General features: G+C 40.0%; 6 protein-coding genes. All 6 read left to right on the top strand.

Annotated elements, in window-relative coordinates; all coding sequences use genetic code 11:
* The first annotated feature begins 20 nt into the window (after positions 1-20).
* Positions 21-2,162 (top strand): phosphate acetyltransferase, encoded by a 2,142-nt coding sequence (gene pta, locus LG003_RS12335; RefSeq protein ID WP_262980853.1) that lies wholly within the window; start codon positions 21-23, stop codon positions 2,160-2,162.
* A 182-nt stretch (positions 2,163-2,344) separates the two neighbouring features.
* Positions 2,345-2,758: a type II toxin-antitoxin system HicB family antitoxin gene (locus LG003_RS12330; RefSeq protein WP_262980852.1), complete on the top strand. Its 414-nt coding sequence runs from the start codon at positions 2,345-2,347 to the stop codon at positions 2,756-2,758.
* A 249-nt stretch (positions 2,759-3,007) separates the two neighbouring features.
* Positions 3,008-4,132, top strand: a complete 1,125-nt coding sequence (locus LG003_RS12325; protein WP_262980851.1) for an ISAs1 family transposase — start codon at positions 3,008-3,010, stop codon at positions 4,130-4,132.
* A 983-nt stretch (positions 4,133-5,115) separates the two neighbouring features.
* On the top strand, positions 5,116-6,813 hold the full coding sequence (locus LG003_RS12320) for a ShlB/FhaC/HecB family hemolysin secretion/activation protein (RefSeq protein WP_262980850.1): 1,698 nt from the start codon (positions 5,116-5,118) through the stop codon (positions 6,811-6,813).
* 48 nt (positions 6,814-6,861) lie between these two features.
* Entirely contained in the window at positions 6,862-12,387 is a 5,526-nt protein-coding gene (locus LG003_RS12315) for a two-partner secretion domain-containing protein (RefSeq protein WP_262980849.1), read from the top strand.
* Complete coding sequence (locus LG003_RS12310; protein ID WP_262980848.1) at positions 12,387-12,842, top strand: hypothetical protein; 456 nt, start codon at positions 12,387-12,389, stop codon at positions 12,840-12,842. The genes LG003_RS12315 and LG003_RS12310 overlap by 1 nt, the downstream gene beginning before the upstream one ends.
* Positions 12,843-12,864: the final 22 nt, after the last annotated feature.

Below are 12,864 nucleotides of genomic sequence, written 5' to 3'. Positions count from 1 at the left end.
GCAACCGTAAAGAGGTTTCCGTGTCCCGTACAATTATGTTAATCCCTACTAGCACCAGCGTCGGCTTGACCAGTGTTAGTTTAGGTGTAATCCGCTCAATGGAGCAAAAAGGCGTCAGCCTGAGTGTTTTCAAACCTATCGCCCAACCCCGTTGCTGTGGCACCCAAGATCAAACCACCACCATCATCCGCTCTCATTCCAGCATAAAGACCGCTGAACCGCTGGACATGGCGCATGTGGAATCTTTGCTGACAACCAATCAGAAAGATGTGCTGATGGAAAAGATCGTGGCTCTTTACCACGAAAACACCAAAAACGCAGAAGTCATTCTGATTGAAGGTCTGGTTCCAACCCGCAAACATTCATTCGCCCAGTCTCTCAACTATGAAATTGCCAAGACCCTGAACGCTGAAATCGTATTCGTATTGGCGCTAGGTAACGATTCCCCTAAGCAGTTGAAAGAACGTGTTGAACTGGCTCGTGCTGAATTTGGCGGCAGCAAAAACCAGAACATTACCGGTGTTATTATTAACAAACTGAATGCGCCGGTTGATGATCAAGGCCGTACCCGTCCGGATCTGTCAGAAATCTTTGACGAATCCTCAAAAGCCATCGTATCCAACATTGATCCGAACACGCTGTTCAAAAATAGCCCATTGCCAATCCTGGGTTGCATTCCGTGGAGTTTTGACCTGATTGCAACCCGAGCAATTGATATGGCAAAACACCTCAACGCCCGTATTATCAACGAAGGCGCAATCAAAACCCGCCGTGTGAAATCTGTGACTTTCTGTGCACGCAGCATTCCACACATGTTAGAGCACTTCCGTCCCGGTTCTCTGCTGGTCACTTCGGCTGATCGTCCAGACGTTCTGGTTTCAGCCTGTCTGGCGGCTATGAATGGGGTTGAAATCGGTGCAATTCTGCTGACCGGTGGCTATGCCATCGACGAGCCGATTAAGCAATTGTGTGAACGTGCCTTCAGCACTGGCCTACCCGTCTTTATGGTTGATACCAACACTTGGCAGACTTCCCTGAGCCTGCAAAGTTTCAGCTTGGAAGTCCCGACAGATGACCGTGAACGCATCGAAAAACTGCAAAACTACGTCGCACACCATATCAACAAAGAGTGGATCGACTCCCTGACAGCAAACTCTGAGCGCCCACACCGCCTCTCTCCACCCGCATTCCGTTATCAATTAACCGAACTGGCGCGCAAAGCGGGCAAACGCGTCGTTCTGCCGGAAGGTGACGAACCTCGTACTGTGAAAGCAGCATCTATCTGTGCTGATCGCGGTATCGCGCAATGCGTTCTATTGGGTGCTCCAGAAGAGATCCGTCGTGTTGCCGCGGCTCAAGGCGTAGAACTGGGTGCAGGTATTGAAATTGTTGATCCAGTTGCTGTACGTGAGCGTTATGTCTCACGTCTGGTTGAATTGCGTAAAAACAAAGGCATGACCGAAGTCGTTGCGCGTGAACAACTGGAAGACAACGTTGTTCTGGGTACGTTGATGCTGGAACAGGGCGAAGTTGATGGTTTGGTTTCCGGTGCGGTACACACCACGGCAAACACAATCCGTCCACCATTGCAGTTAATCAAAACTGCACCGGGTAGCTCGCTGGTATCATCCGTATTCTTTATGCTATTGCCAGAACAAGTTCTGGTTTACGGAGACTGTGCAATCAACCCAGATCCGACTGCTGAACAACTGTCTGAAATCGCCATTCAATCGGCGGATTCAGCTAAAGCATTCGGTATTGAACCACGTGTTGCCATGATCTCCTACTCTACCGGCAACTCCGGTGCGGGCAGTGATGTCGAGAAAGTTCGCGAAGCGACCCGTTTGGCACAGGAAAAACGTCCAGACCTGATCATTGATGGCCCATTGCAATACGACGCCGCTATTATGGCAGACGTGGCGAAATCCAAAGCACCAAACTCACCGGTTGCCGGTCAAGCTACCGTGTTCATCTTCCCTGATCTGAACACTGGCAACACCACCTACAAAGCGGTACAACGTTCTGCGGATCTGGTTTCAATCGGACCAATGCTGCAAGGTATGCGTAAGCCGGTGAACGATTTGTCCCGTGGCGCTTTGGTAGACGATATTGTTTACACGGTTGCACTAACTGCGATTCAATCAGCACAGGGTGAAGCGTAACCGTTTCTTATTCCATAGCAGATTAATGACTGATAAAGGCTGAATCCTGTACTTCACTGGATTTGGCCCTTTTATTTTCTTTTTATCCCCGGAAAGATATAAGATTGGAAAATCATGCCAACTTATTAAATATCGTGTTCCCAAATGAAGTAACCAGAAACACTCAAATCAGGAGAAAAAACATGTTATATCCCGCTCTTATCGAAGTTGACACAGAAGGCAGTGCAAGCGGCTGGTTTCCTGATGTAGCCGGCTGTTATTTTGCTGGCGATACACTCGAAGAAGCCTGGCAAGATGCTAAAAGTGCTATTGAGGTACATTTTGAATTATTAACGCAAAATGAATCAGAGCTGCCTAAGGCCAAAACAATGCAAGAACATCTGGCTGAAAATATTGGCAAATATATTGATGGTCAATGGATCTTAGTCGACATCAATATGGATAAATTCGATGGCAGAGCAGAACGAATCAATATTACCTTGCCACATCGTTTATTACATCGTATTGATACCATTGTACATGACCATCCTGAATATGGCAGCAGAAGTGGTTTTCTGGTTCAGGCTGCACGTAATGAACTGCAAAAAATAATTTAATCGTGCCGCATATTGCGGCACTTTATATTTATCTGCACAAATTTAAGGTTGATAATTAATCTGAACTCTGGATAAAAAATTGAACTCAGTGCCTGTTCCAAGATCAGAACTCTCAGGGCTAACGCATGATCATTTTTTATCTATAAGATGACGAATCAACCGTACAAAATAAGCCACGTTTTATTCTTGTTGCAATCTTATCTGTTTGCCGTTATTTATCCACAACTTCCCGTAATAATGGCCTTATTTATGACTCAGAAAGCCCTGTTTGACTACCTTGAAGCCTTACCTGACCCACGTCAACAAGCCAAATGTTCTCATGTGCTATCTGAGGTCATTTTTATGACACTCTGTGCCATGATGTGTGGTTTTGATACCGGGTCCGAAATTGCGCTCTTTGCTCAGGAACGCGAAAAATGGTTTAAGCGTTGGTTAACCCTGGCAAATGGAGTTCCCTCACATGACACCTTTAACCGGATTTTTGCCATTATGCCAGCCAGTACCCTGCAATCATTGTTTCAGGAATGGGTGAGTCATATTTTGAAAAAGGAAGGTCTTTCAGGGCAACTGGCGGTTGACGGTAAGGCGTTAAGGGCAACAGCAAAAGGTCGGGGAGCTAATCGTATCCATACCGTCAATGTCTGGTCAACTGAACTGGGCCTCTGCCTTGGGCAACAAAAAGTGGAGAAAAAATCCAATGAAATAAAAGCCATTCCTGAACTTCTCCAATTATTGGCGCTGGAAGGATGTCTTGTGAGCATTGATGCGGCGGGAACGCAAACAAAAATCGCCGAGATTATTCTGGAAAAATCCGCGGATTATTTGCTGGCAGTCAAAGATAATCAGCCGACACTGGCTGCTGAAGTCAGCGCGCAATTTCACGCTTTTTGGGCGAATACGGCAAAAGATATTGCCGGCCCCTCTTTCTGCGAACAATTTGATGATCAGCATGGTCGCCGGGAACATCGCCGATGCGGGCAATTCCCTGTGGGTGAGCAGATGCCCATTTGTCAGAAATGGAAAGCAAAGACGATAATAGCAGTCCAATCTGAACGGACAGAAAAAGGACGTGGGCATGATTTTGTGCGATTTTATATCAGTAGCCAGCCAATGAATGCGGAGAAAGCCTTGCAAGCGATACGCTCTCACTGGTCGGTGGAGAATCATTTACACTGGTCACTTGATGTTGCGTTTCGAGAAGATAAACTCCAGGCCCGGATGGGATTTGCCGGTGAAAATTTAGCTGTACTACGAAAATGGATTTTGAACATGCTGAAACAGAATAAATCCCGTAATTTAAGTATGGAAAATAAACGCAGGCTCTGTTGTTTAAATGATGATTATTTATTCGAATCCTTGAGTTTGTTTATATAATGAGCTTTGATGCGTTAGCCCTGTCCATACAGGCCATACTGAAACTGCTAATAACTAATAAAAATGGCGAAATAAAGAAAACCTTTTTATTCAAATTCATATTTCTCTCCTTACTTGATTTATGGTTTTAGCACTAAATGGAACAAAAATAAATTTCGTTATTATTAAATTGAAATACAATTTACGACATAAATAATAATCTATACCCTATGGATTTCAAGATGCATCGCGACGGCAAGGGAGTGAATCCCCGGGAGCATAGATAACTATGTGACCGGGGTGAGCGAGTGCAGCCAACAAAGAGGCAGCTTGAAAGATAACGGGTATAAATCACAATTCAGGCATAAATAAGAAATTAATAACAATAGAGCATTACAATATAAATTATTTAATTCAATTAACTATTATTGCCTTCCTTAAGCAAGGATAGATTATTAAATCAAAAAATACAAATTACACAATCATTAAATTGGGAAATAAATAACTTTCCAAAATGGTGCTACACCTTATCTACTAACAACCCTATGTATAAAAATGGGTTGAAGAAAACCACGTGTAGCGGAATTATGAAACCTTATTTATCTTATTTAAACACATCAAGATCAATATAGAAAAATTTAAAAAACAATTTCAATAATATATAAAATAAATAATTTATTAGCATTCAAACATTATATATAAAAATAATAACCACTAGTGGATTCACATAATTATACCACACATGACCATCTTCAACCCATTATTATAAATAGAATTATGAGTGATATAAGATGTAGCGCTATTTTGTAATCTTATTTAGAACAGTTTACCTAAAAATTATAATCACGCCATAAACAAGATGTCAGATCAAATGCCAACCAAATTAAGATTAATTTATACACATTATTTAAAAAACGACCAGATTTATAAAAAACACAAAACTATTGTTTTAAATTTACATTTCTATATAATGCGGCGCCATTTTCTTATACATGTAATTTATTATGTCCCTTTATTCTCCGGGCAGAATTTCTGTTCATTCTGCTGGTTTATTGATCCTTGCGCTGTTAGCCATTTCAGGGAAGTCAACGGCATCATCATTAATCAGCCCTGTTGATCAAGATGCCATTACCCAGCAACAAAAAGATTTGTTACAACAAGCGCAACAACAACGTGATGACATCCGTAATAGCGTTACGTTATCACCACTCACAACATCGACATCTGACGATGAAGGATCGTTCTGCCATCCTATTTACAAAATTCAGTTTGAAGGCGCAGAAAATCTCTCGGCATCAGTGCAACAGGTATTATCCAAACCTTACTTATCCCGTTGCCTGACTGCCGGTAAAATTAATGAATTAGTCCGCAAGGTATCAAATACCTATATAGAAAAAGGTTATGTGACTTCACTTGCCGGATTAAAAGGACAGGATTTATCCACCGGCATTCTGATCATTACGGTTACGGAAGGAAAAGTAGGCACAATCCAGCTTGACGGTGAGACGCTCCTTGCCCTGAAAATGGTTTTTCCAGATATGCCTGGAAAGCCCCTTAATCTGAGGGATATTGAACAAGGCATGGAGCAGTTAAACCGACTACCTTCCCAGCAAATAACCATTGATATCCAACCGGCTAAACAGCCCGGTTATTCTGACGTTATTTTAAAACGAACGACTTCCCAATTGCCTGTTCATGCCAGCCTGGGAATAAATAACAGTGGGCAGAAAAATACCGGACAAGAACAAATTAATACCACTTTAGGACTGGATAATCCACTGCGCCTTGCAGACCTGTGGTCAATCTCCGCCAATCGTAACAGTGACTTTCGCAATAACCATCAGAGCTGGAGTGTAACATCAGGAGTGACAATCCCTTATGGTTACTGGTCATTTGATTATCAGTATGCCAGGAACAGCTCATTTCAAATGATATCCGCAGATACATTCAATGCCGGCCATGAAAGCAAAGGACAAACTAACCAATTAAAAATAAACCGGACGTTATACCGTGATGGTCAGCAAAAACTGACCCTGAATATGGGATTAGTCCGTCGCCAAACTTCCAATGTTACGGCTGGAGTCAAGTTATCCGTTAGCAGCCCGACATTAAACACTGCCAGCTTGGGAGCTAACTACAGTACTGTTCTGGCAGGAGGTTATCTTACATTCAACCCAACGTTCAACCATGGGTTAACTGGCTGGGGAGCAACTAAAGATAATTCCGGCGACCGCAACGCCCCCAAGAGTCAGTTTCGTAAATTTAGCCTGAGCAGTAGTTATTTTATTCCTGTCACGGAAGATATTTATTACCTGACCTCCCTGTATGGACAGTTTACTCCGGATAATCTTTATGCCGGTGAACGCCTTTCATTAGGCGGACAATATTCCGTCCGAGGATTTAAAGAACAAAATCTCATCGGGAATAATGGTGGATATTGGCGCAATGAATTCAACTGGAAATTAACCAGGCTCCCTTTATTAGGTGAACTTTCTTTAAATAGTGCACTGGATACAGGCTGGCTGGAAAACAATAAAAAAAGACAAATCGAAGGAGGTAATGTCACGGGAACATCACTAGGTATTTCATTCAATCACAGTAGGATGAATCAGACGATCACAATAGGAAAACCACTAATTTATCCCAATCATCTCAGACCAGACCACTGGGTCGTTTATTGGTCTGCATCACTCAATTTTTAATAAAACCATACCAACAAATTTGGACTTAATTTAATCAAAGGACGCAATATGGATAAATTTAACAGCCCTGTGGCAAAGGGAACCTGTTATTTTTTGATTTACCTGACAGGTATATATCCTCTTAATTCGGCAGTGGCAGGTGATATTACCCCTGACAATACGCAGACACAAGTACATAACAATGGCAATGTTCCGATAGTGAATATTGCTGCACCTAATAACGCTGGGATATCTCACAATACGTATAAAGAATTTAATACCGGCACTCAGGGCGCAGTATTAAATAACGCCACACAAGCAGTTAACTCTCAACTTGCCGGCCAAATCAGTGCCAACGCCAATCTGCATGGAAAAGCAGCCCAACTTATTATCAACGAAGTCACTGGAAGCAACCGTTCCGAACTACTGGGACAGCTGGAGGTTGCCGGCCAGAAAGCCAACGTCATGATAGCCAACCCCAATGGTATTACCTGTAATGGATGTGGATTTATTAATACCTCAGGAGCAGTATTGACTACAGGTAAACCGCAATTTGATAAACAAGGTGCACTTGAAGCCCTGAAAGTGACAAAAGGCCAAATCACCATTGGCGGCAAAGGGTTAAATGGCCAGTCAACAGATTATGTCGATATTATCAGCCGGGCTACTGAACTGAATGGAAAAATTCAAGCCAATAACCTTTCACTCACTCAAGGAGCCAACCAAATTTCCTTCAAAGACGGCACGGCAAAGACCATTGCCGGTGAAGGTGCAGCGCCACAACTGGCTATCGATACCAAAGCGTTGGGTGGTATGTATGCCAATAAAATCCGCCTGATTGCAACGGAAAATGGTGTTGGGGTTAATCTGAAAGATATCACCAGTACCCAACGCGATATCACATTAAGTGCTAATGGCAAAATGGAACTTAGCAATATTAAGGCTAAGACAGACTTAAATGTGGGTGCTAAAGAAATTAATATCGAACCGAATACTCCGGTTCAGGCAGAACGGAATATTGTTCTGACTGGTGATAAGATCACCAACAAAGGTAGTGTGACTGCTGGGCAAGATATGCGGGTGTATGGTGACACTATCAGCAATATCGGTGCTCAAGCACTTCTGCAAGCCAATAATAATATGTGGATTCAGAAGAATGTGGGAGGAGATAAAAACGAGTTAGTTGAAAATAAATCCGGTACTATAAAAACAAACAATGGTGATTTAATCATAAGAACGAAAAATTTAGTTAACGAACGGGAAAGTCTGAAAATAACAAAACAAACTCAGAAAGTGAATACTGATAATAAAATAGAAGGTTCAATTAATTTTGAAAAACCTATTTACGTAGATGTATCACATAGAGACACAAAATTAGAATACATTAATTTCACATCAGAAATAAATAGTAATCCAGCAATTATTGAATCCGGTAACAACGCTTATTTATATGGAGATAAATTACTTAATAAAAGCAGCAATATCTTAGCTAAGAATAATTTAATCCTTACAGGAACATATTTAGAAAACAGTGGAGTCTCTTTAGGAACATTAGAAAAATACAAGGAATACTATGGCTCCCAAGAAAACATCAAGAATATCTTAAGTAGATATATTTCAATATGGAAAAATAATAGAATTTTAGAATCAAAATTAAGCGCCGGAAATAATTTGGTTTTTGATTTTAAAGAATCAATTCTGATAAAAAATAAATTACCTGATGAAGCCAACAGTATTGATCAAATAATATCTGATAATAGCCAGATATCTTTAAATGCAAAGAATATTTTGCTGCACGCCAAAGGCATTGATGTTTCAACCGGGATAAAAGCAGATAATGATATTAATATTATCTCTGACGACACCATTAAAGTATCTTTATCCGCCTTAAATTCTGGAGAAAATATTGCTATAACGGCACTTAATGACATTAACTTATTACAAAGCAATTTAAAAAGTAAAAACGTTACTTTGATGAGTCACAATGGCAATTTAAATATAAAAGATCCTTTAAGATCTTTTCATTTAGATAATACCCGCTGGCTAAACAAATTAGAGGCATCTGACGATTTAAGTTTTTCTGCTGGAAAAAACATTTACATTAAAGATACGTTATTTGCATCCAAAAGTAAAAATATTTCATTCAATGCTAATAAAGATATTACTATTGAACACACAGATGATTTACTGAACCATCATAACATAATGCAACCAATTTCAGTTGATCGAGAAGCAGAACTGTTCAGTAGCCTATCTCCCACAGTAACATTAAATTCATCTGGTTCAATTTTAATGAATAGCGGTGGAAACCTATCTTTAAACAGAGTAAATTTAGAAGCTGATAAGGATATTGAACTATATGCTGGTTACGATTTTAATCATTATATAAAAGCAATTAATCCTAAGAATTTCAGAGTTTCGACTATCACCAGATTTCCAAATCTCCAAACTCATATTAAATCTGGCAATAATTTACTCATCAATACACAGCATGATATCACCTTAGAAGGCTCAGACATTTTAACGAAAGGTTCAACCAATTTATTAGCCGGAAACTCAATAAATTTATTATCGATATCTTATCATTTTTTTAAGGAAACTATAATAGATATAATGAACCATCTCGTTCCTTTTAAAAATCCACCTATAGGTATGAATTATATTATTACAACGATTAAGGCTGACAAAGATATAAATTTAACAACCAGTGGAAAACTTTTAACGGAAGCTACAAAGTTATCGGCCAATGGTAATATTATCGCATTTTCTGATGATAATATGCGCTTTGAGTCACTGACTATTTCTGATCGCAGCTATTCTAAAGATACTGGGCGTGTTGAAAAAACAATCAACAAAGTATCTGAATTAACCGCTGGTGGTATTTTAAAACTATTTACCAATGGAAGTATTTTATTTGAAGCAACTAAATTAACTGCGAAAGGGTTAGGAGCTGTTTGGAAAGATCCTATCTTTATATCAAATCACAGCGGCCCTGTAATTAGTGCAGAAACCAAAGTAAGAGAAGCCCAAGAAAAACTTGAAATAATTCAAAAAGAAAAAGCTCCCTTAGAAAAAGAAGTAAATGATTTAAAACGAGCTATTGCAGAAATAGAAGCTCCATTTAACGCTTTTCATGAAAAGACAAAAAGTAATAGAAGGCCTGCTGGTGAAAAAGGTATATTATTCATGAGAGATTTTGCTACTAAAGAAAAACGAGAAAAATTAGCTCCTAAGCTAGATAAACTAAATGAAATAGAATCTAGAATTAATCAGGTTAAAAATACTTTGGCTACAGCTAATAATCAATTAGTTAAAGCTATACAAGAAGCCAAAAATAAAGGTGATTCTGAAATAAAATTACAAACTGATATAGATGCCCATAATAAAGCAGAAGCAATGCGTATAGGTACTATCGATGTTGCAGCTAAAGGTGGATATTTATATGCCAAAGCACAAAGGAATTCAGAAAAACATGTAATAACCCGAAAAAGTTCAAGCGGAGGTTTCTTTGGTGGTACTAAAACAACCACAACAGTTAGTCAAAAAACTGGCCATGATGTAAGCGAATTTATTGCTGCTGGAAATATTACTATGCTAAGTCATGATGACAGTACTTATGAAGCTAGTAAAATAGAAGCAGGTAAAAACATTAGACTTATTAGTACTCATGGTTCTGTTAATTTTAAAGCCACGCCAAATATTTCATTTGAGCAAACAACTAGTCATTCGAAAGGTTTTTTCATTAAACAATCTAATAGTGGACATAATAACACCATTTGGACATTACCAACGATATCTGCTGGGAACTTATTTACCGTAGATGCTAATTCAGGAATTAACGCTGATATTAAGACACAAAAAAGCCAATCTCTGCAAACTGCATTGAAGATGCTTGGAGAAAATCCAGAAACTGCTTGGTTAAAAGATTTAAACAATCGACATGATGTAAAATGGAATGAAGTTCAGGATGCTTATGAGAATTGGAATTACAGTAACCAACAATTAAGCCCGGTAGCTTCTGCTGTTATAGCAATAGCCGTAGCAGCAGTGACTGCGGGATCGGGTTTAGTTGTCGCTGCTGGCGCATCTGCGGCTTCTACCGCTACGGGAGTTGGTGCAGCGACAGCCGCAACAGCAACGACTACAGGCGCTGTTGTTTCCGGCGCAACCATTGCCGGTATATCGTCTTTAGCTTCTAAGGCAGCGGTTACTCTGGTTAATAACCAAGGAAACTTATCTAAAACCTTTAGAGATTTAGGTAATAGTGACACGGTAAAATCCACCATTACTTCAATGGCGATTGGTGGTGCACTGACCGGGTTCGATCAAGCGATGGGTTGGACTGCCACTAAAGATGGCGCTAACGCAGCGGCTTCATCAACCCGTTCAAATATCCCTCTATTAAGTAAAGGCGCAGATTGGAGCAAAGTCGCTCAACGTATTGCTGGACAATCAATTATCAGTTCCAGTTTAAATACCACAATTAATGGCGGCAGCTTTAAAGATAATTTCGCTACAGCATTGCTTGCCAATATTGGCAGCCAGATTAACGCCGAAGGGGCCGGGTTGATTGGCAAGAACGGTCAGGTGTTAGGTTTACCCGGAAAAGCTATCAGCCATGCGGTAGTTTCTGCCCTTGCAGCGGAAATTGGCGGCGGTGATGCCAAAGGTGCTGCTGCCGGGGCATTAGCGGCAGAACTGGCCGCAATAACATTGGATAAAACATTCAATGATCCAATGAAAATTCAGGCTGGGGGCAAAATCATTGGTAGCTTTGCAGGGGCCATTGCAACCAATAGCGCCAAAGGCGCTAACAGTGGGGCTAATGCCGGAGAAATTGTTATTCTTTTTAACCACCTGAACTCCATGAATGCCTACAATCTGGTCAGAGAGCTTCAAGAGGCACATAAGCAGGGAACCCCTACCGAAGCAATCTGGAACAAATACACCAAACTGAGCGCAGCACAGCGGGCAGACATGTTATCTGACTGTGCCGGGAACGGTGGATTATGCACACTGACCTATCAGGCTGAAATGGACGGTGGGATAAAAACAGCGGATGCTATTAGTGGCTTAAGATGGATGTTTGACTTATCGGCTGAGGATACCCATCGTATCAGCCAGTTTGTGACGACAGAAAACCAGAACGATTTAGGGCTATTGTATAACTCGCTGCCTGCCTGGGAAAAAGGTGCACTAATAGCCAAAGAAGCGGTAGAATCTGCCGGTATTGGCGGTGCTATTGGGGGTAAAGTTTCGGTTGCTTCGATTGTTGGGAAGAATAAAAGTCAGCAATCTTCACATGGCTATACGCTAAACAAAAATGGTCAAATGATAGGTGCAAATGGAGTTCAAGTGCCGAGTAAAACAATTTGGAAAGGAGTAGGTAAAGAACGTATTGATGTGGAAAATCCAAATCCAGGTCAACGAGCAGGACAATTACACTATCAAGACAATCAAGGAAATAAGTACTATTATGACCTCATTTCAAATACATTTCCTGATGCGCCTAAAAAAGTCAATGAGTTATTAAAGAATAGTAATTTTAAGAATGCGATTGATAAAGGCATGAAACAATACCTAGGAGAAAAATAATGCTAAAAGCTAACTTAAGCATGAAACAGAAAATGAATGAGTTAAAAGGAAATCATTTGGTTCTTACAGATGAACTACAATCAATCATTTCCAGTGGATTTATTGAAAAGGAACATTGTTTTTTCTCTAAAAAAATGATGAATTATAGCTCTTCTGCATCCCAAAAACACTTTCAGGATTGTGTTGGATTTGAGTGTTTTGTAAATTCACTTCATATTGATGACTATGTGAATAAAGATTATTTAGAATATTCAATATTATTCTGTAATTCCTTACTTATTTCATGGAATTCTTTTAATCCCATTAGTAAACTTAATGTTATTATTTCATTAGACGAATTTGGGTCTTTAGTTAAATTTCATTTAGACAGGAATGGGGAAATGTGGTTAAATGAAGACTTAGAATCATATGATGAGCCTATTTTAATAACAAGCAGTTTTATTGAATTACAGTAAAAAACACATAATAAATAAGTCA

This window comes from Photorhabdus kleinii (assembly GCF_025384885.1).
Classification (GTDB): Bacteria; Pseudomonadota; Gammaproteobacteria; order Enterobacterales; family Enterobacteriaceae; genus Photorhabdus; species Photorhabdus kayaii.
Note: the sequence above shows the minus strand (reverse complement) of the source record. Positions and strands in the feature narration are given on the sequence as shown.

What these genes read in the sequence shown, in the direction of transcription:
- LG003_RS12330 (WP_262980852.1), top strand. Translation starts at nt 2,345, where the DNA reads ATGTTATATCCCGCTCTTATCGAAGTTGACACAGAAGGCAGTGCAAGC.
- LG003_RS12325 (WP_262980851.1), top strand. Translation starts at nt 3,008, where the DNA reads ATGACTCAGAAAGCCCTGTTTGACTACCTTGAAGCCTTACCTGACCCA.
- LG003_RS12320 (WP_262980850.1), top strand. Translation starts at nt 5,116, where the DNA reads ATGTCCCTTTATTCTCCGGGCAGAATTTCTGTTCATTCTGCTGGTTTA.
- LG003_RS12315 (WP_262980849.1), top strand. Translation starts at nt 6,862, where the DNA reads ATGGATAAATTTAACAGCCCTGTGGCAAAGGGAACCTGTTATTTTTTG.
- LG003_RS12310 (WP_262980848.1), top strand. Translation starts at nt 12,387, where the DNA reads ATGCTAAAAGCTAACTTAAGCATGAAACAGAAAATGAATGAGTTAAAA.